Raw genomic sequence first — 19606 nt, 5'->3', positions numbered from 1 at the left:
GCCCTGGTGTCAGAGAAGATGTCGAATTCATTACAATTACTCTCTCGTTATAAAAAGATTATTACACCGCCAGCTTCATTAATTCAGCCTGGGTGGCATTTTCAGCCGACAGTTCTCCGGCCAACGCGCCATCTTTAAAGACTAATATACGGTCGCTCATTCCAATAATTTCTGACAGTTCGGAAGACACCATAATAATGCCACGATCCTTGAGCGCGAATTCCGACATAAAACGGTAGATCTCTTTTTTGGCTCCCACATCAATCCCGCGCGTCGGCTCATCCAGTAGCATCACCTGAGGTTCCAGCAACGCCCAGCGCCCCAGCACCACTTTTTGCTGATTACCCCCGCTGAGATTGCCCACCAGCTGGTCGCCATCGGGGGTTTTCACATTAAAACGCGCAATCATCTCACGGGTACGCTGGCGCTCTTTGCTGTCGCTGATAAACCCGGCGCGGCTGATAGCGGGAAACGAGGCGATATTAATATTCTCATTCACCGAACGGCACAGCACCAACCCGGTTTCTTTCCGATCTTCAGTGACATAGGCAATTCCACTGTCGATAGCCTCTCTGGGCGAATGCCGCCCCAGGGTCTTATCTCCCAGTTGAATGGTGCCGCTGTGCGCATGTTCGATACCAAAAATGAGGTCTAGAAACTCGCTGCGCCCGGATCCCACCAGCCCGTAGATCCCGAGGATCTCACCGCGCCTCAGCGTCAGGCTGATATCGCGCACCTTCTTGCCCCAGCACAGGTTATTCACCTGCATCATCACTTCGTCCCCTGGCTGGTTGAACTTGGCAAATTCACTGTCAAATTCGCCGCCAATAATGTGCTCAATCAGCTGTTCACGAGTGATATCGCCCAGCAGCCCTTCATGGATATAACTGCCGTCACGGAAGATGGTATAGCTGTCGGCAATCTGGAAAATTTCTGCCAGACGGTGAGAAACATAAATAATCCCTTTGCCTTTCTCCGCCAGCCGGGTGATGGCCTGGAAGATCTTCTGCACGTCCTCTTCACCGATGGCCGAGGTTGGTTCATCCATAATGATGATATCGGCGTTGGCGTGTGACAGGGCTTTAGCAATCTCGACCAACTGCTGTTCAGCCACGCTGAGGTTGCGCATTTTTTCTGTTGGCGACAGGGTAAAATGCAGGTCAGCCAGCAGCTCCGCCGTTTGTCGGTTCATCCGGCCAAAATCGACAAAACCAAAGCGGCGTGGCTCCCGACCCAGCCAGATATTCTCCGCCACCGTCAGGTCAGCAATAGTGCTCAGTTCCTGCTGCACAATAGCGATCCCTGCGGCAAGCGCTTCTTTCGGGTGGGAGAATTCACAGCGCTTTCCATTGATAAAGATGTCGCCGCTGTCCGGCTGAATAAAGCCCATTAAGATGCTGAGAAAGGTCGACTTCCCGGCACCGTTACCGCCACACAGCGCATGGATCGAACCACGACGCAGACAGAACTCTGCATTTTTCAGCGCCACCACCGGCCCGAAGCTCTTTTTCACCCCGCTGACTTCCAGCAGCATGGCAGCCTGGGATTCATCTGCTAACTGACTCATAACGTCACCTCATATTCTTTCTGCAACCGATGCAGATAGCGCTGATAAAGGTCAGCATAGCGGCGCTGCCGTTCAGCGTCTGGCCGGGCACGGGTGCTCTCATCCAACTGTACAAACTGCTGGCAACGCCGGGCCAGCTGTGCGGCGGCTGGCTGAGGGCTGCCCGACGCCAGACGGTGGCACCAGATAGCCTGGATCGCGGCGCCCAGCGCCGCACTCTCTTTCTCCTGCGGGCAGACCACAGGGCAGTTCATCACATCGGCAACAATCTGCCGCCAGCGCGGGCTGTTGGCTCCGCCGCCGGTGAGACGGATTTCACTGACCTCAATGCCCTGCTGGCGAAACAGATCCAGTCCATAACGCAGACCGTAAGTCGCCCCTTCCACCACCGCCAGGCAAAGGTTGGCCGGGGTGAAATTATTACTGTCGAGGTTGTGCAGACTGGCCCGGGCTCCAGGCAGCTCCGGCACACGTTCGCCGTTAAAGAACGGCAGCATCAGCATGCCGCCTGCCCCGGGTTCCGCCTCTTCCAGCGCACGATTAAATGCCACCACATCCTGTTGCAGCAGATTCTGTACCGCGGTACTGGCCGAGGTCACATTCATGGTGCAGATCAGCGGCAACCAGCCATTACTGCTGGAGCAAAAACCGGCGATCATTGCCGAATCCGCCACCACCGGGCTGTCAGCGCAGGAGAACAACGTCCCTGAGGTGCCGAGACTCATGGTCAGCATGCCCGGCTGGATATTGCCAGTACCGATGGCCGCCATCATATTGTCGCCGCCGCCGCTGGCAACCAGCGTACCGGCACGCAGCCCCAGCGCCTGAATAGCACGTTCGCACACGATGCCAACAGGCTGTTCTGCCGACACCAGTGGCGGCAGCGAACGCCATAAACGCCCGCTGTTATCAATCAGCTCGACGGTGCGGCGATCCCAGCAGCGCTGGCGGATATCAAACAATCCGCTGCCCGAGGCATCGCCATACTCTGCGCGCCGTTCACCGGTCAGCCAAAAATTCAGATAATCATGCGGTAGCAGCATGGTCGCCAGCCGCTGCCACAGTTCCGGATGCTGCTGACGGAACCATAAGATTTTCGAGGCGGTATAGCCGGTGGCCAGGGTGAGCCCCAACTGCGCCAGCGATCCCTCCTCTCCCCCTAACTGCGCCAGCAGCCAGGCATTTTCTTCGGCAGTGCTGGTGTCGCACCACAACTTGACCGTATGTAACACCTCTCCCGCCTCATCCAGCGCCACAAAGCCATGCTGCTGCCCGGAAACCGCCAGCGCAGCGATCTGCGCCGGGTCGATACCCGCCGCTGCCACGGCCTGGTGAAAAGCCTCTTTCAACGCCGTAATCCACCATTCGGCCTGCTGCTCACGCCTGCCGGAAGCGTCGCTGATCAGCGCGTGGGGTGCACTGCCGCTCCCGAGAATAGTGCCGTGCTGGTCATCAACAATCACCACCTTGGTGCCTTGCGTACCACAGTCAATGCCCGCATACAGCGCCATGACTTACTCCATTTCCAGCATGATTTTGATATCGGTCGGGTTGCCTGCGGCTGCGCGTTCAAAGGCGGCCACACTGTCGGCAAATTTATAGGTTTGGGTGATCAGCGGCTGCACCCGCAGCTTGCCGGAACTCAGCAGGCGCAGGGTACGCGGATACATATTGGCGTAGCGGAAAATGGTCTTAAAGGTCACTTCTTTAGCCTGAGCCGCGACAATATCCATCGGCGCGGCATCCACCGGCATACCAACCAGCACGGCAGTTCCCCCCGGTGCAATATGCTGGCTGATGCTGGCGATAGCTGGTTTGGCCCCGCTGCACTCAAACACCACATCAACGCCGTTGTCACTGGTCAGCTGTGCCACTTTTTGCGCCAGAGCATCCCCTTTACTGTTCACCGCATGCAGGCCGGTATAGTTGGCCGCCACCTGCAGTTTTTCGTCGAACAGGTCACAGATAATGACATCCGAGCAACCGCCCGCCAGAGCAGCCAGGGCAGTGACCACGCCAATTGGCCCGGCACCGATCACCAGCGCAATATCGCCGGGTTTGATCGCGGCTTTGGTCGCCGCATGCATGCCAATCGCCAACGGTTCCACCATGGCGCCTTCGGCAAAGCTGACGTTATCCGGCAGTTTGAAGGTAAAGGCCGCTGGGTGGATCACCGTTTCACGGAGGCAGCCGTTAACTGGCGGTGTTGCCCAGAAACGCACGGCCGGGTCAAGGTTGTAGATCCCGGCGCGCGACTGTGCCGACTGCATATCCGGAATACCTGGCTCCATACACACACGATCGCCTGGCTGCACATGCCGAACGGCGCTACCCACTGCCAGCACGACACCGGAGGCTTCGTGGCCCAGCACCATCGGTGCGTTAACCACAAACGGCCCGATACGACCGTGTTGATAATAGTGAACGTCACTGCCGCAGATACCCACAGAGTGAATTTTGATCTGCACATCGGTATCGCCCAGATGTTCGCTGAACTCCCGATCCTCGATGGCAATTTTACCTGCCTGCTCCAGTACCAATGCTTTCATGGATGACTCCCTGTTGATAATAAAATGATACCGTTAACATCAATATGACGCCGATAGTAAAAGAAATGCCGTGATAAATGTGTGAGCACGGTTAAAATTTTAGCACTTTTGTTACTTACCGAAAAAAAACGGGGTAATAATGACGACAGGGAGGCGGAAAAGACCAAAAACATTCACACATAAAATGATATCGATAACAACACACTCATCAGAGGATCATCATGAGCGCACATCAACAGGCCATCAGCCAGACCCTTCACTACCTGCAGGAAGCGTCGATATTGCTCACCGGGGCTGAGCAGCAGCAGATCGAGATCGCCACCTTTGGCCTGCCAGACTACCCCCTCTCCGGCCTGCAACTGCTCACCTATATCAACAGCCCGCGCTACTGCGCCAAGGAGCTGGTACTGTTTCCACACCAGACCTGCCCGGAACATCTGCACCCGCCGTTTAACGGCACACCGGGTAAACAGGAGACGTTCCGCTGCCGCTGGGGGGAGGTCTGGTTATTCGTTGATGATGAGAATCTGACGCCGAATAACGGCACCTGCCAGCCACCGGAAGGGGCGGAACAGTGGTATACCGCACAGCACTTTATTTTGCTGCGGCCCGGCGAGCAGTACACCATTGCCCCCAACACCCGCCACTGGTTCCAGGCCGGCAAGCAGGGTGCAGTGGTGTCGGAATTCTCTTCGGAAAGCCGTGATGATCTTGATGTGTTTACGGACCCACGTGTTAACCGCCTCGGCTGAGCCTGTGGCGGATTGATTCGCATCATGTCTGGGGATCTGTCATGATACGCCAATGGTACAAAATGATTTGATATCCAGGAGTTCACCTTGCCGTCAGGCCGGAAAGTTAAAGCCACGCTCTCAAGCGTGGCAGCAGAAGCAAACGTCAGCAAAATCACCGTTTCCCGCGCCTTTACCCATCCGGAAAAAGTGCATCCGGACACCCTGAAACGGGTGCTGGCCACCGCCACAGAGATGGGCTACGTGGTGAACACCGCAGCGCGTAACCTGCGTGCGCGTGACAGTAAAACCATCGGTATTGTTAATCCGGATATGAACAACCCGTTTTTCGGGGGGCTGACCCGGTTGATGACGCTGGAAGCGGAAAAAGCGGGGTACGATACGCTGATTTTTGACTCGCGGGAGTCACAGGAGCATGAGAACCGTATCATCGATAAGCTGATCGGCTATAACGTTGATGCCATCGTCCTGTCGGTAATCTCGTCAGACTGCAACTACCATCCCGCTTATCTGCACCGGCTGGAAGCGCTCAATATCCCGGTGATTCTGGTCGATAGAGAGCTGGATGCCAGCGCCTGTAGCGGCGTTTATATTGATAATCTTGATTGCGGCCTGCAGGCGGGCCGTTATCTGCTGGAACAGCAGGCGCAGCGTGTGGTGGTGGTTTCCGGGCCACAGGACTCCAACGTGGCACGCGAGCGCGTGACCGGTCTGAGCGCGGCCTTGCAGGGCAAAATCGCCAGCTTCGAGGTCCTGTACGCCGATTTTTTGATGGACGTTGCTGCCAGAGTCACCAGTGAGTATCTTGACCACCGCGCGCCGCCGGACTATTTCGTCGGCTGTAATAACCAGATATCGCAGGGGATCATTAAATCCTGCATCGATCATCAGCTGAGCCCAATGCAGGACGTTTCGCTGTTCAGTATTGATGAGATCTCACATGCACCGATTTACGGCTTCCACTTCCCGTGTATTGCCCATGATTTGCATGAGATGGCCTGGCAGGTGATCAATCTGGCGGTTCGCCGGGCCACCGAAAGTGAAGTCAAACCGGGTAAAGTGATTGTTCGTGGTAAAATGGTCGTACCCTAATCAACTGAAGGAACGACTGATGAACAACTCTATACTGCCGCCTGCTCTGCTGACCCTGCTTGACGGCTCACTGCCTGAAAGCCATCGGCATCAGGCGATTCGTCTCTCCAGCGTGGGTGAAAATGGCTGGCCGTATGCGGCACAGCTGAGCCTGGGGGAAATCATTGCCTGCTCCCCGAATGCGCTGCTGTTTGCCATCTGGCCAGACTCCACCACCACGCGCAATCTGAAGCGGGATGGCAGGATCACGCTGGCGCTGGTACTCAATGATGCGGTGGTGGAGATTCAGGCACTGGCAGAGCCACGCCCGGAAACGCTGACCGATCTTAAACTGGCGGTATTCAGCGCTGAGGTTAAGCAGGTGATCGCCCATCGGGCACCTTATGCCACGGTGACCAGTGGGGTAACGTTCAGTCTGAACGATGAAGCAGCGGCGCTGGCCCGCTGGCGGGAACAGATTACGGCGCTTAAAACGCTGGCATAAAAAAAAGGGCGACTTCACAGTCGCCCTTTTGCTTTGCGGGTCAGGCATGCCTGACCCCTACAGGATTGTCGTCGGTACGAGTCAAACTGGCCGGACACGCCCGGCCCCTACGAAGAGCGATCTTTCTTTGCATCATTCGTAGGGGCGAAGCATGCCTGACCCCTACAGGATTGTCGTCGGTACGAGTCAAACTGGCCGGACATACCCGGCCCCTACGAAGAGCGAGCTTGCTTTGCATCATTCGTAGGGGCGAAGCATGCCTGACCCCTACAGGATTGTCGTCGGTACGAGTCAAACAGACCGGACATACCCGGCCCCTACGAAGAGCGATCTTGCTTTGCATCATTCGTAGGGGCGAGGCATGCCTCGCCCGAGGTTAACCGCCGTTATTTGCTGTCAGGCAGCGCATAAGCTTTCACGTAATCACCCAGCTTGGTGCCGAACGAACCGTGGCCACCCGCAACGATCAGCACATACTGCTTACCGTTCACTTCATAGGTCATTGGTGTTGCCTGGCCGCCTGCTGGCAGACGCGCTTCCCACAGCTGTTTGCCGTTAGAAACGTTGAAAGCACGCAGGTAGTTATCGGCGGTGGCCGCAATGAAGAACACGTTACCGGCAGTGGTCACCGGCGCGCCCAGCATTGGCATACCCATTTTAAACGGCAGCGGAACCGGTGAGCTGTCGCGCACGGTGCCGATACGTTTTTTCCACACGATATCGTTGGTTTTCAGGTCAACCGCAGAAATATAGCCCCATGAAGGCTGTTTGCAGGGGAAGCCCAGCGGAGACAGGAACGGATTCAGCGTCACGCCGTACGGCAGGCCGTACTGTGGCTGAACGCCGGACTCAGTACCGGTACCGCCCTTATCATTCTCATCCGGCTCAATCGGGTTACCCGGACCACGTGGGATCAGACGGGAAACAAACGGCAGCGCCATTGGGTTAGTGACCGCAACCTGACGATCGGTATCCACGGCGATACCGCCCCACTCGAACATACCGAGGTTACCCGGGAACACCAGAGTGCCCTGCTCAGATGGCGGAGTGAACGGACCTTCATAACGTAACTGGTGGAACATCACACGACAAATCAGCTGATCGTAGATAGTGGCACCCCACATATCTTTCCCGGCCAGCTGGGCTTTCGGGCGGAAGCTCAGTTCAGAGTAAGGCTGCGTAGGGGAAACGTGATCGCCCTTGGCTGCGCCACCCGGAACCTTCATTTCCGGTGCCGGAACAACAGGCTTACCGTTGGTACGATTGAGCACAAAGATGTCACCGGTTTTGGTCGGAATGTAGATGACCGGAACCTTGTTACCGTCTTTGTCGTTGATATCAGCCAGCGTTGGCTGTGCCGGAACGTCCATATCCCACAGATCGTGGTGAACCGTCTGATAGAACCAGGCCAGCTTACCGGTGGTGGCATTCAGTGCCAGCATACCCGTGGCGAAGCGCTCCATTTCCGGGGTACGGTGACCGCCCCAGATATCAGGGGTCGAAACACCAATTGGCAGGTAAACCAGGTCCAGTTTGGCATCGTAAGACGCCGGAGCCCATGAGTTCGGAGAGTTCGGCGTGTAGTGCTGCTCGCCTTCCGCAATCACGTTCGGATCTTTCGCGCCGGTATCAAAAGCCCACAGCAGTTTACCTGTGTTGACATCGAAACCACGGATCACACCGGACGGCTCTTTGGTTGAGTAGTTATCGGTGACCGCACCGGCCATCACAATAGTGGTGCTGGTGATGATGGGCGGTGACGTTGGTTCGTAAGAACCCACTTTGTTGTAAGGCAGATTGCTCTGCAGGTTCAGCTTACCGTTGTCGCCGAATTCCGGGCACAGAGCGCCGGTTTCAGCGTCCAGCGCATACAGACTACCGTCATTGACCGGCAGTAACACGCGGCGTGAGCACAGCGCAGGCTGAGTTCCGGCCGGGGTCGCTGCGGCTTCTGGCGTCTGGTAGTAAGACACACCACGACAGGTCACATGCTGGAACGTCGGGTCCGTCTTCATCTTCGGATCAAACTTCCACTTCTGCTTACCTGTCGCTGCATCCAGCGCAAACAGCTGCTGGTGCGCAGTACACAGATACAAAGCATCGCCGATTTTGATTGGCGTGACTTCGTTGGTGATCTCACCCGGATCGTTAGGCGTTTTCAGGTCGCCCGTCTGGAAGGTCCAGGCTTCCTGCAACTTATCAACGTTGCTGTCATTAACCTGCTTCAGCGGGGAGTAACGCGTACCGCCCTGCGTACGGCCATAAGCCGGCCAGTCGCCTGCCGGAATACCGTCGTCAGCCGGGGCTGCCGCGGCCTGATCCTGGCTCAGCGTGCCGTTGATTTCCTGCGGGTCGTTAAACACTGAGTAAGCCAGCACCGCGACCACAAACACCAGCACGGCAGAGAGTGCCACGCGTGGGAATGCACCCGTTGAGCCCAGGCCACGCCAGATGAACGGCAGCACCATCCACAGGCCGAGGAAGAAGGTGACGTCCAGACGCGGTGTCAGCGCCCAGAAGTCGGAACCCACTTCCCACAGTGACCAGATAGTGGTCGCCAGCAGAAAGAGTGCGTAGAACAGCAGCGCTGCGCCACGGCGGCGATACAACATGATCGCTGTGATCAGCAGAACCACACCAGCGATGATGTAGTAGAGCGAGCCACCCAGTTTAGCCAACCAGATACCGCCAATTAACAGATACAGACCACTCAGTGTGGCGAAAATCGCTGTTAACAGGATCAGTATTCTTGATGCTTTACTTTGCATAGTTTGAACCTTACCAAAATTTAAAGTCATCGATTAAGCGAGAGCCCAATCTTTTAGTTTTATACTTCCTATCCATACGGTGTCGTTGACCCGCCACTGCAGGCGCTTCAGCAGGCCATTACTGGATTCATTGCCGTATTGTCTTCGGCGAAATACTCAGAACTGATACGTCATGGTCGCACCGCCGCCCCAGTTACGCCCCGGTGCAGGTTCGTAGTAGCGGTTATTGCCTTCATTCACGATAACGGAGCCGACATACTCACGGTCGAACAGGTTATCGACGCGGCCAAACAGGTCCAGCGACCACTGGCTCCAGTTGAAACGGTAGCCACTGTTGAGGCTGGTCACGGCGTAGGACGGTGCCTGCGCATCGTTCGCATCATTGGCCTGAATGTCACTCATATAACGAATATCGGCACCGGCATGCCAGCCGCTTTCCGGTGCATACGCCAGTGAAGCGTAGCCCATATTGCGCGCAATACCCGGCAGGCGGTTGCCCGCAGGCGTACAGCTTGACCCCGTCGCATTACAGGTTTCATTACGGTACGTGGCATCCAGCAATGTCCACGCCAGCTTCAGGTGCCAGTCCATCGCGAACTGCTGGTCAAAGCCCAGCTCCAGGCCACGACGACGCGTTTCGCCGGCATTTTTGTACACCGCACGACCACCGGAGCTGCTGTCGACCACCAGCTCATTATCGGTATTGGTCTGGAACACGGCGGCGGTCAGCAGGCCATAGCCAATACGGGTTTTACTGCCCAGTTCAACGGTGTCGCTGGTGGCGGGTTTCAGCCCCAGGTTCAGACCGGTCTGCGTACCGGAAGTCGAACGGTAAGAAAGCTCATTAATGGTCGGGGTTTCAAAACCGCGCCCGGCAGAGGCATAAAGATTCCATGCGTCAGTCACCGCATAGTTAACAGAGCCCATCGGCAGCAGCTTGTGATAGCGCGCGCTGCCGCTGTCATCACCGTTAACACTGGTTATATAGTAGTCGGTGGAATCAAAGTTCACCGTGCTGTAGCGCAACCCGGCATCCAGCGTCCATTTTGGCGTCAACTGCCAGCTGGTTTGCAGATAGGGATCGAGGTTCCACATGGTGTTTTTTTCGTTGCGGCGCTGATCGCCCTTTTCACCGAACTGGTTAACCCCATTGACCGTATTGTAGTTCTGGAAGCCCTGACGGCGTTCGGTCATGGTTTCATAGTCGAGGCCGCCAATCAGCGTTACCGGTACAGAACCGAGCTGGCCGTCGTGCTTCCAGCGGGTATCCACCCCCTGATATTTACGCTCCAGCACAATGACGCCGCCTGGATAGGTGGCGAGCTGCTGAGTACCATAAGGGATCGACTGATATTGCGTCGTGTGGCGCTCACCGTGCCAGGTGGTCAGCGTCAGCTGGTCGTTGTCACTCATCTCACGCTGATAACGCAGGCCGACCTGAGTCTGGTCGAGGCTCTTACGGGTATTAAAGTTATCGCCACGCGGCGACTGGCGCGGATTGGCTTTATATTCTTCTGCCGTCAGACCACCGGGATCGTTGGCATCCACTGACACGCTGTTCAACATCAGCGTCAGGGTACTGACATCATCAAGACGCACGCCGAGCTTACCGTTACCGAGGCTTTTCTGCGTACCACTGTGGTCGCGGAAGCCGTGGGTGGTAAAGCGCGAACCGGAAATCGTGTAATTCACGTCCCCCGCCTGGGTGCCATCACCGGTGGCGCCGCTGGCTTTGACACTGTTACGCCATGAGCCGTAGCTGCCGAAGTAAGTGCCCGCTTCCAACGTGGTGGGCTGGCTGCCCGTTTCGCTGTCAATATTCACTACGCCGCCGGATGCATTGCCGTACAGCGCAGAATAAGGCCCGCGCAGCACTTCCACCTTGCCCACCGAGTTAATATCAATGTTCGAGGTCTGCCCCTGCCCATCCGGCATGGTGGCGGGAATACCATCAACATAAAGACGCACGCCGCGCACACCGTACATGGAACGGCTGCCGAAGCCGCGCACGGACAGTTGCAGATCCTGAGCATAGTTCTGGCGATTCTGAATTTGCAGCCCCGGCACGCCGCCAAGGTTTTCGGAAAGGTTCACCTGAGCGCTGGCACGGCGCAGCTCGTCGCCGTCCACCACGCTGACCGCTGCCGGAGTATCCAGTTCGGACAGGCCAGTGCGCTGTTTAATCACCATCAGGGACGATTCCTGTCCCTGGACAGGGGCGGCATCGGTAGACGTTTGTGCATAGCTGACAGCAACAGGCGTCATCAGAAACAGAGGCGTCAGAAAGTAAGCAGAGGTTTTATTATTCACTGGAGTTATTCGATAAGTAAAAATAATGCTAAAAGTCTTACCCGGCCCAGCCCGGTAAGCGCCCGACATTCCCTGACGTACACGGCTTTGTCTTCACCAGGCAACCTCGCCAAAAGTATATAACCCCTGGTCAGGTTTGCTCAGTTCATCGACAAAGAATGCTTCCCTGTTACGCGCTGACGTCTTTTTCTGTGCGGCAGTTACGCGTCCCTGCCAGCACTTATGTGATGCATGTCACAAAACGGTGGCGATTGTAGCACTCATTAATTTGCTTGCGAACTATTGTTAACGTTTTGGCTGAATTGATTCACTTTAACGTTACAAAATAGAGGGTTATTGAATCTGGTGTCATACAGCGATAGTGAACACTAACTATCCAGAGAAGCATGGCTGCACAATGACGTTATTATCGGGCCGGGCTATAATCAGTCGCATCACACCCAATGTGGAACCGCCACTAACAGGATGTACTATGCCGAATTCAGGACACTGGCTGTTGCCCTCTCTCCCTTCACCGCAGCGTGCCATCCGTATACTGTTGCCTTCGCTGGTCTTTCTGCTTGCTGCGTGCTCCTCAGACTATAAGGGTCAGTCGTGTCCCGGGGAGATACAAACCCTGAGCGGGCAACCAAAGGGGGCCACTCAGGCGATGATTATTGACCGCTTCAGCTCATTCTCCGTTGAGCTGCCAGACCTCAGGCTCGACAGCGGGCCACTACAGTCCAACGATCGCCAACTCTATATTCCCTCAGCCACCACGCCGGATGGCTGGCTGGCACAGCGTATTTCCGATCATCGTTTCGCGATTATTAACGCCCCGAAAGACCAGGCGATCACCTTTACCTGTCCTTAACCTGCGAGAACTTCTGCTGATGTCCACCCGTCAATTAATTACTAACCGACACACCTTTTTTGGCCGCGGCAGTCTGCAACAGCTGGTCCCGCTGCTGAACGATCCGCTATTGCCCACGCTGCTGTTCTGTGGCCGTTCGTTTCTAAACGGCAGCGCCTGGCAGCAGCTTCAACCCCAGCTGGAACCCCTGCTGTGTGGTGTGGAAATCGTCAGCCATGAAGCTTCCCCTGATGAGATCGATGTCTGGGTGGCGCGCTGGCGTGACAAGGCAAAACGCGTGGTCGCCATTGGCGGCGGCAGCGTGCTGGATGCTGCCAAAGCGGTTGCCGCACTCAGCCAGCATCCGCTCAACACCCTGCGCTATCTGGAAAAAGTCGGCGATAGCGCCGTGAGTGGTGCCACATTGCCCGTAATTGCGATCCCCACCACGGCCGGAACGGGCAGCGAAGTCACGCAAAATGCCGTGATCACCGACAAAAATAAGCTCAACGTTAAAGCGTCATTACGCCATGCTAACTTTGTACCGCAGATTGCGATCCTCGACCCTGACCTGCTGCGCGGTGCGTCAGATCATGTGCTGGCCTGTTGCGGTATCGATGCCTTTACGCACCTGTTTGAAGCTTATCTCTCCCAGAACGGCAATGCCTTTACCCAACAGACCGCCATCAGTGGGATGCGGGCCTTTATGCGCGGCTGGGCGGCGCTTAATCAGGAGGATGAAGCTGGTAATGAGGCGCGTGAACAGATGATGATGGCGTCATGGCTCGGCGGGCAGAGCCTGAGCATGGCCGGGCTGGGCGTGATCCACGGTATCGCCGGAGAGCTGGGTGCTATCAGGGACTTTCATCATGGGGAAGTGTGCGGTCGTCTGCTGCTGCCGTTCCTGCATTTGCTGAATGAGAGCGAACACCCGCAACAGATCGCCCTCATGCAGCAACTGGGTGCGGCCCTGTTCCCGCTGGGAGAAGGGGCAACGGCAAGACGGCTGGCCAGTTGGCTGACCGATAACGCGATTCACCCGTTCTGGCAATCGCCCCCCGCCCTGAACAAACAAGAGATCGACTGGGTTCTGGCCCGTTCTAACAGCAAAAACAGCCTGGTGACCTACAGCGTGGAACAACAGCGCTGGCTGCTGGAGCAGGCCTACCCTGGCGCAGATTAAGTGCGGATGCCGGGCACACTGTGGAGACGTGCCCGGCATTGCGTTAAGGAAGTTTAAAGATTTCGTTAAACCCGGCGACTTCAGACTTTTACCCTTGTTCAACCGCCCGCCAGACGCCACATTCCTTCTGTCTGAACATTGATTCAATCGCAAGGAATAATAAGATGAAAAAGATCGCCACGATTGCCCTCTCGGTCATGATTTGTGCCAGCAGCAGTCTGAGTGCCTTTGCTCAGGGTCCCGGAAATGGACCAGACCAGCAACCGCCGGTCAAACATCCACAGCAGCCACAGCATCAACCACAGCAGAAAAACCCGCAACAGGGTCATGACGCCCGGCCGCAGCACACGTCGCAGCATCAACAGCGTAGTCACCAGCAGGCAGAGCATCAGCAGAAGCCTGACTTCCGCCGGGGTCACGCCCTGCCGCAGCAGTATCGGGGGAAAGGGTATCAGGTCAGTGACTGGAAAAAACGCGGATTGAAATCGCCGCCATCCGGTCATCGCTGGATGAACGTTGACGGCAATTATGTCTTGATTGCGGTGGCGACCGGCGTAATTGCCTCGGTGATTGCACACCAGTAATAACAGCGGGCGAGGCGTGCCTCGCCCCTACAAATATCGGCTCCCGGTAGGGGACGGGTGCCCGCCCCTACAAATATCGGCTCCCGCTAGGGGACGGGTGCCCGCCCCTACAAATACCGGCTTCCGGTAGGGGACGGGTGCCCGCCCCTACAAATACCGGCTTCCGGTAGGGGTCGGGTATCCCCGATCCTACAAATACCGCCTCCCGGTAGGGTTCGGGCATGCCCGACCCTTTCCATCAACGCTTAGAAAGAACTCCAGTTATCATCCACAGCTGCCGCCGCAGGTTTCGCTAAACGCGCGGCGGGCGCAATGGCCGGTACTTTCTTCTGATGGGTTTCGACCGGAACACGGCGATCGGCCTGCAACCTGAATGCCGATACCAGCTGGCTCAGGGTCGATGCCTGCTCCTGCAACGACTGCGATGCCGCCGACGCTTCTTCAACCAGCGCGGCGTTCTGCTGGGTCACGCTATCCATCTGACCAATCGCCAGGTGAACCTGCTCGATGCCCTGGCTCTGCTCAGAGGTCGCCGCAGCCATTTCACCGACAATATCCGCCACCTGACGAATTGACCCCTGCACATTAGCCATGTTCTCACCGACATCGGCTGCCTGCACTGCGCCACTCTCCACCAGCTGCGCGGAGGTGACAATCAGATCTTTAATCTCACGGGCAGCGGTTGAGGAGCGCTGGGCCAGGTTACGTACTTCGCTCGCCACCACGGCAAAACCACGCCCCTGCTCACCCGCACGTGCCGCTTCTACCGCCGCATTCAGTGCCAGGATGTTGGTCTGGAAGGCAATGCCTTCGATCAACCCGGTGATGTCAGAAATTTTACTGGAGCTGATTTTGATTTTATCCATCGTGCCGACCATCGCAGCAACGGCATTCCCACTGTGGACTGACAGATCGTTTGCGGTACTGGCAAGGGAGCTGGCCTGACGGGCATTTTCGGCGCTCTGTTTGACCGTATCGTTCAGAGTGCTGATGCTGGCAGAGGTTTGCTCCAGAGAGGCAGCCTGTTCTTCGGTACGTGCAGAAAGATCTTCGTTACCCGCAGCAATCTGGGTGGATGCGGAGCTAACAGACTGAGCGGAAGAGGTCACCGAGCCCAGCACGCCGGAAACACGCGCCATCAGGCTGTTAAAGGCGGCAGCGGTTTTACCGATCTCATCGCTACGCGTCGCATCTGCCTGCTGGCTGAGATCCAGCGTCTCGCTGACCGACACCATCAGGTTCTGAAGACCGTTCAGGCTGTTACGCACGCTGAAGATGGTTTTCACCGCCAGCAGGCCCAGCACAATGATCGCCGCAGTGGCAAAAATCAGCATGCCCCAGAAGACCTTGCTGTAAATCTCGGCGTTTTCGCGTCGCAGATCGTTACCGATATCAATGTTGACCTGAATCTGTGCTTTCAGGCCTTCGGACAGTTTACGTACCACGGCACCCACACCGTTTTCGCCCTGCAATAACGGCAGAGATTTCGCATCATCGTGGGCACGTGAAACACTGTAAAACGCCGGTAACGATCCCTGGATCGCGGTAATCGTCCCCAGCGCTTCCTGGGTCATCGTGCGGTCGAGATCGCTGGAGATGTCATTGGCCATGTAGTAGTCGGTCAGCGTTTTCAGTTGGCCGACAATCTGGTCAATTTTAGCTTCGATGGCGGGCTGTTTGCTGTCGTCGTTCTCACTTTGATGCTCATACAGCGCCAGGCTCAATTCACTGGCCGCGCTGATGGCTTTATCCAGGTCTTTAATACTGGGAATGGCGTTAACCTGTACAAATTCAAAACGGGACTGGAAGCCGCTTATCGCTGAAAGGGAATATGCCGACAGCGCGATCAACGACAGCGCCAGTAAGGTAAAAATCAAGAACAGCCGTTTAGTTATGGTCATGCGATATCCCCGGTGTGTTTACAGATAAATTGGACGATCTTTGTCGTCCATCAGCACAGGGTTATCGGTGATTAAGCAGTAGAACTTTATCCATTACCGACGTCTTTTCGTTTTATTTTTACATTTGGGTTACAGCCACGCTGGCTTCCTCCAGCCACCCGGGGCGCATTTCCGGCACTGCCCGCAGCAACTGCGCGGTATAATCATCCAGCAGTGCGGTGAATACCTGCTCCAGACGTCCCTGGCGCACCACGCTGCCATAACGTAACACCATGACTTCATCGGCTACGGCTCTGACCACATGCAGGTCGTGGGTGATAAACAGCAGTGAAACGCCGGTTTCCTGTTGCAGTTTTTTCAACAGCGCCAGTACCTCCCGTCCGACCAGCGGATCGAGCGCCGAGGTGGGTTCGTCACAGACAATCAGCTCCGGCTCTACCGCCAGCGCCCGTGCGATGCAAACACGCTGCTTCTGCCCGCCGGACAGCGAATGGGGGTAGCGCGCGGCCAGCAGTGGCGACAGGCCGACTTTCTCCAGCAGTTCCCCCACCCGGGCCTGGCGCTGCTGTGCCGTCAGCGACGTCAGACAGACCATGGCACGTTCAATTTGCAGACCAATCGTCAGACGGGGATTAAGCGCCGTATCGGGATGCTGATGAATCATCTGGATAGTTTGCATCTGCTGGCGAGAACGGTGGCGTAGCTGTGGGGGCAGCCGCTGACCGTTAAAGGTGATGTCTCCTTCTGACGGTGCCACCAGGCCACATACTGCCCGGCCGAGGGTTGATTTACCTGCACCGGACTCGCCGATCAGCGCCAGCGTACGTCCCCGCCCTACCGTGAGCGATACCGCATGCAGTACCGGGTCGCCATGATAGCCAATGCTGACATCGCGCAGGCTCAGCAGCGGCAATGTCGCGCTACGCGGCTGATGCGGTTCACCGTGGCTGTGCAACAGATCACGGGTGTAGTCCTGAGCGGGCTGCGTCAGCAGCGATAGCGTGTCACCGCTTTCCACTTCACGGCCGTGGCGCAGGACCATAATGCGCTGGCTGAGCTGGGCAACCACCGCCAGATCGTGGCTGATATACAGTGCCGCCACGCCGGTCTGACGAATAACCTGCTGAATCGCCTTGAGCACTTCCAGCTGAGTGGTCACGTCCAGCGCTGTGGTCGGCTCATCAAACACAATCAGTTCCGGCCCGGCGCAGATTGCCATCGCAATCATCGCCCGCTGAAGCTGCCCACCGGACACCTGATGCGGGTAACGGTGGAAAAACACCTCCGGCTGCGGCAGTTGTAGCTGGGCGAAGATCTCAATCGCGCGGCGAATGGCGGCCTGTCGGTTCATCACCCGGTGACGAAGCGTGCTTTCAATCACCTGTTCACCGATTTTCTTCGCCGGGTTGAAAGCGGCGCTGGCCGACTGCGCCACGTAGGCAATTTTCACCCCGCGGACTTTGCGCCACTGGCGTTCCGATAGCGCTGTCAGTTCCTGCCCTGCAAAATGGATGTGCCCACCGCTCAGGGTCATTCCGTGGCGAAAATGCCCCAAAACGGCCTGGCCGATGGTCGATTTCCCGGCACCTGATTCACCAATTAATCCCAGCACTTCTCCTTTGCGCAGGGTAAAGGAGATATCGTCAACCAGGACGGCATCTCCCGCGGTCACCCGCAGTTTATTCACGCTTAACAGCGGTTGTTCACTCATCGCCTACTCCTGCCAGCTACGGCTATGCTGGCTTAACAGCCAGTCAGCAACACTGTTTAATGCCAGTGCCAGCAGGGCAATTGCCGCGCCGGGGATCAGTGCCGCCCAGACGCCAAACAGGATGCCATCTTTATTATCACGCGCCAGGCCACCCCAGTCGGCGGTTGGCGGCTGGATCCCTAAGCCCAGGAAAGAGAGTGCCGACAGGAATAAAAGAATGAAGATAAAGCGCAGGGCAAATTCCGCAATCAGCGTGGTAAAGGCATTTGGCAGGATCTCACGCCACAATACCCAGCCCAGCCGTTCGCCGCGCAAACGGGCGACTTCAATAAATTCCTGTGCCGCGATATCCAGCGCCAGCGAGCGTGATACGCGCAGCACACGGGTTGATTCGAGGATCCCCAGCACCGCCACGATCACCGGAATGGTTTTTGGCAGCATCGCCAGCACAACCAGGGCTAAGATCAGCGTTGGGATCGCCATCAAAATATCGTTAACGCGCGAGATCACCTGATCGACCCAGCCACGATAATAGCCCGCAATAAAACCGAGGAAGGTGCCGATGGCAAAGGCCAGCAGCGTAGCCACCGCGCTGACGCTCAGTGAAGTACGGGTACCCCAGATCAGACGAGAGAGAAGATCGCGCCCGAGGTTATCGGTGCCCAGCCAGTTTTCCGGCGTCACGCCACTCCAGGCGCTGCCCACCACGTCGCCGGGCGCATACGGTGCCAGCCACGGCGCCAGAAGTGCCACCAGTACGAACAACACCAGCCCGGTGGCACCGGGCAACACAGCAAGTTTCAGCCTAAACATCCACATCAGTTCCTTGTAAAACCCTGCCTGCCTCAATCAGTGCCGTCAGGGGTATAGCATGACTATTCGTTAGCGACTGTGGCGCAGGCGCGGGTTGGCCAGCAGGGCGACAACGTCGGCCAGCAGATTCAGCAGGATATAAATACCCGCCAGCAGCAGTGCACAGTCCTGGATAACCGGGATATCACGCTTACTGATACTGTCCACCATGTACTGGCCGAGACCAGGGTAAACGAAAACGTTTTCAACAATGACCACACCGACCATCAGCCAGGCCAGGTTCAGCACAATCACGTTAATGATGGGCCCCCAGGCGTTCGGCAACACATGACGGAACAGAATGGCGGAGGGCGATAACCCCTTCATCAGGGCAGTATCGACATAGGCGGCATTCTGCGCGCTGACCAGTGCGGCACGCGTCATGTTGCTCATATGCCCGAGAATGGCGAAGATCAGCGTCATACACGGCAAAGCAATCGCCAGCAGGCGATCGCCCAGCGGCATATCGTCAGCAATACTGCTGTTACTCGGTAACCAGAACAGGGTGATAGAGAAGATCAGGATCAGCAGATAGCCGGAGAAAAACTCCGGCAGCGAAACGGCGGCGCGAGTAAACAGGTTCAGCAGCCGATCGATCCAGCTTCCCTGGTAGCGCGCGGAGATAAAGCCAATCGTCAGTGCCAGGGGCACCGCGACAATGGCGGTGAAAAAGGCCAGCGACAGGGTATTGGCCAGACGATCAAGCAGCACAGGGGCGATCGCTTCACGGCTGGTAAAGCTGTGACCAAAATCGCCGTGCAGCACGCCGCCCAACCAGGCCAGATAGCGGCCCAGCGCAGGCTGATCCAGCCCCAGCTGTTGATTGAGTGCGGCCACCGCCTGTGGCGTGGCCGTTTGACCGAGGATCGCCGTGGCGGCACTGCCCGGCAGCAACTGAATGCCGGCAAAAATCAGTATCGATACCACCAGCAGCATCACCACACCGGCCAGCAAACGCAGGGCCGTCAGTTTTAACAGGGGAAAGTGGCCCTTCCCCCGACGTTCACTAAAATGACTCATT

The 19606-nt window shown here is 56.8% G+C and carries 15 protein-coding genes; 6 read left to right on the top strand and 9 right to left on the bottom strand.

What is annotated here, in order from left to right; genetic code table 11:
• Positions 1 to 61: 61 nt before the first annotated feature.
• Genes WH279_RS02595 through WH279_RS02585 form a run of 3 tightly spaced genes read right to left on the bottom strand, consistent with a single transcriptional unit; the run spans position 62 to position 4116 of the window.
• Positions 62 to 1567, bottom strand: coding sequence for a sugar ABC transporter ATP-binding protein (locus WH279_RS02595; RefSeq protein ID WP_339454929.1), 1506 nt, complete (start codon positions 1565 to 1567; stop codon positions 62 to 64).
• A complete protein-coding gene (gene xylB, locus WH279_RS02590) occupies positions 1564 to 3078 on the bottom strand; it encodes a xylulokinase (protein WP_339454928.1) in 1515 nt (504 codons plus the stop codon). Before xylB ends, WH279_RS02595 begins: the two co-directional genes overlap by 4 nt.
• Before the next feature lie 3 nt (positions 3079 to 3081).
• Positions 3082 to 4116, bottom strand: a complete 1035-nt coding sequence (locus WH279_RS02585) for an NAD(P)-dependent alcohol dehydrogenase (RefSeq protein WP_339454927.1) — start codon at positions 4114 to 4116, stop codon at positions 3082 to 3084.
• A gap of 221 nt (positions 4117 to 4337) precedes the next feature.
• On the opposite strand from WH279_RS02585, the gene WH279_RS02580 reads away from it, so the two are divergent.
• The 3 genes from WH279_RS02580 to WH279_RS02570 all read left to right on the top strand — a co-directional run bounded on the left by WH279_RS02580 (position 4338) and on the right by WH279_RS02570 (position 6444).
• Positions 4338 to 4868, top strand: coding sequence for a D-lyxose/D-mannose family sugar isomerase (locus tag WH279_RS02580; RefSeq protein ID WP_339454926.1), 531 nt, complete (start codon positions 4338 to 4340; stop codon positions 4866 to 4868).
• 87 nt (positions 4869 to 4955) lie between these two features.
• Positions 4956 to 5960, top strand: coding sequence for a LacI family DNA-binding transcriptional regulator (locus WH279_RS02575; RefSeq protein ID WP_339454925.1), 1005 nt, complete (start codon positions 4956 to 4958; stop codon positions 5958 to 5960).
• A gap of 19 nt (positions 5961 to 5979) precedes the next feature.
• Positions 5980 to 6444 carry a pyridoxamine 5-phosphate oxidase gene (locus WH279_RS02570; RefSeq protein WP_339454924.1) on the top strand — a complete coding sequence of 155 codons (465 nt, stop codon included), beginning with the start codon at positions 5980 to 5982 and terminating at the stop codon, positions 6442 to 6444.
• 386 nt (positions 6445 to 6830) lie between these two features.
• Here WH279_RS02570 and WH279_RS02565 read toward each other — a convergent pair whose 3' ends face one another.
• Together WH279_RS02565 and pqqU are read right to left on the bottom strand one after the other, a co-directional pair.
• Entirely contained in the window at positions 6831 to 9212 is a 2382-nt protein-coding gene (locus tag WH279_RS02565) for a glucose/quinate/shikimate family membrane-bound PQQ-dependent dehydrogenase (protein WP_339454923.1), read from the bottom strand.
• 156 nt (positions 9213 to 9368) lie between these two features.
• Positions 9369 to 11477, bottom strand: a complete 2109-nt coding sequence (gene pqqU, locus WH279_RS02560; protein ID WP_445235243.1) for a TonB-dependent receptor PqqU — start codon at positions 11475 to 11477, stop codon at positions 9369 to 9371.
• A gap of 517 nt (positions 11478 to 11994) precedes the next feature.
• Between pqqU and WH279_RS02555 the strand changes: the two genes are divergently transcribed.
• The 3 genes from WH279_RS02555 (at position 11995) to WH279_RS02545 (ending at position 14121) form a co-directional block, all read left to right on the top strand.
• Positions 11995 to 12375, top strand: a complete 381-nt coding sequence (locus WH279_RS02555; RefSeq protein ID WP_200641509.1) for a hypothetical protein — start codon at positions 11995 to 11997, stop codon at positions 12373 to 12375.
• Positions 12376 to 12394: 19 nt separating this feature from the next.
• On the top strand, positions 12395 to 13537 hold the full coding sequence (locus WH279_RS02550) for an iron-containing alcohol dehydrogenase (RefSeq protein ID WP_339454921.1): 1143 nt from the start codon (positions 12395 to 12397) through the stop codon (positions 13535 to 13537).
• Positions 13538 to 13701: 164 nt separating this feature from the next.
• Positions 13702 to 14121 (top strand): RcnB family protein, encoded by a 420-nt coding sequence (locus WH279_RS02545; RefSeq protein ID WP_339454920.1) that lies wholly within the window; start codon positions 13702 to 13704, stop codon positions 14119 to 14121.
• Between the two features lie 245 nt (positions 14122 to 14366).
• Here WH279_RS02545 and WH279_RS02540 read toward each other — a convergent pair whose 3' ends face one another.
• The 4 genes from WH279_RS02540 to WH279_RS02525 all read right to left on the bottom strand — a co-directional run bounded on the left by WH279_RS02540 (position 14367) and on the right by WH279_RS02525 (position 19605).
• Positions 14367 to 16022 (bottom strand): methyl-accepting chemotaxis protein, encoded by a 1656-nt coding sequence (locus WH279_RS02540; protein ID WP_339454919.1) that lies wholly within the window; start codon positions 16020 to 16022, stop codon positions 14367 to 14369.
• A 118-nt stretch (positions 16023 to 16140) separates the two neighbouring features.
• Entirely contained in the window at positions 16141 to 17733 is a 1593-nt protein-coding gene (locus WH279_RS02535; protein ID WP_339454918.1) for an ABC transporter ATP-binding protein, read from the bottom strand.
• 3 nt (positions 17734 to 17736) lie between these two features.
• The gene (locus WH279_RS02530) at positions 17737 to 18546 is read right to left on the bottom strand and encodes an ABC transporter permease (protein ID WP_200641504.1); all 810 of its coding nucleotides are present in this window, start codon (positions 18544 to 18546) and stop codon (positions 17737 to 17739) included.
• 69 nt (positions 18547 to 18615) lie between these two features.
• Positions 18616 to 19605 (bottom strand): ABC transporter permease, encoded by a 990-nt coding sequence (locus tag WH279_RS02525; protein ID WP_133845665.1) that lies wholly within the window; start codon positions 19603 to 19605, stop codon positions 18616 to 18618.
• Position 19606 lies beyond the last annotated feature (1 nt).

Origin of the sequence: Erwinia sp. MYb375, from assembly GCF_037479175.1 — a bacterium.
GTDB lineage: Bacteria > Pseudomonadota > Gammaproteobacteria > Enterobacterales > Enterobacteriaceae > Erwinia > Erwinia rhapontici.
Note: the sequence above shows the minus strand (reverse complement) of the source record. Positions and strands in the feature narration are given on the sequence as shown.

Excerpts from the sequence above, each read along its gene's own strand:
- WH279_RS02555 (WP_200641509.1), top strand. The coding sequence starts at position 11,995 with ATGCCGAATTCAGGACACTGGCTGTTGCCCTCTCTCCCTTCACCGCAG.
- WH279_RS02595 (WP_339454929.1), bottom strand. The coding sequence starts at position 1,567 with ATGAGTCAGTTAGCAGATGAATCCCAGGCTGCCATGCTGCTGGAAGTC.
- WH279_RS02585 (WP_339454927.1), bottom strand. The coding sequence starts at position 4,116 with ATGAAAGCATTGGTACTGGAGCAGGCAGGTAAAATTGCCATCGAGGAT.
- WH279_RS02535 (WP_339454918.1), bottom strand. The coding sequence starts at position 17,733 with ATGAGTGAACAACCGCTGTTAAGCGTGAATAAACTGCGGGTGACCGCG.
- xylB (WP_339454928.1), bottom strand. The coding sequence starts at position 3,078 with ATGGCGCTGTATGCGGGCATTGACTGTGGTACGCAAGGCACCAAGGTG.
- WH279_RS02565 (WP_339454923.1), bottom strand. The coding sequence starts at position 9,212 with ATGCAAAGTAAAGCATCAAGAATACTGATCCTGTTAACAGCGATTTTC.
- WH279_RS02540 (WP_339454919.1), bottom strand. The coding sequence starts at position 16,022 with ATGACCATAACTAAACGGCTGTTCTTGATTTTTACCTTACTGGCGCTG.
- WH279_RS02530 (WP_200641504.1), bottom strand. The coding sequence starts at position 18,546 with ATGTTTAGGCTGAAACTTGCTGTGTTGCCCGGTGCCACCGGGCTGGTG.
- WH279_RS02545 (WP_339454920.1), top strand. The coding sequence starts at position 13,702 with ATGAAAAAGATCGCCACGATTGCCCTCTCGGTCATGATTTGTGCCAGC.
- WH279_RS02525 (WP_133845665.1), bottom strand. The coding sequence starts at position 19,605 with ATGAGTCATTTTAGTGAACGTCGGGGGAAGGGCCACTTTCCCCTGTTA.
- WH279_RS02550 (WP_339454921.1), top strand. The coding sequence starts at position 12,395 with ATGTCCACCCGTCAATTAATTACTAACCGACACACCTTTTTTGGCCGC.
- WH279_RS02570 (WP_339454924.1), top strand. The coding sequence starts at position 5,980 with ATGAACAACTCTATACTGCCGCCTGCTCTGCTGACCCTGCTTGACGGC.
- pqqU (WP_445235243.1), bottom strand. The coding sequence starts at position 11,477 with ATGACGCCTGTTGCTGTCAGCTATGCACAAACGTCTACCGATGCCGCC.
- WH279_RS02580 (WP_339454926.1), top strand. The coding sequence starts at position 4,338 with ATGAGCGCACATCAACAGGCCATCAGCCAGACCCTTCACTACCTGCAG.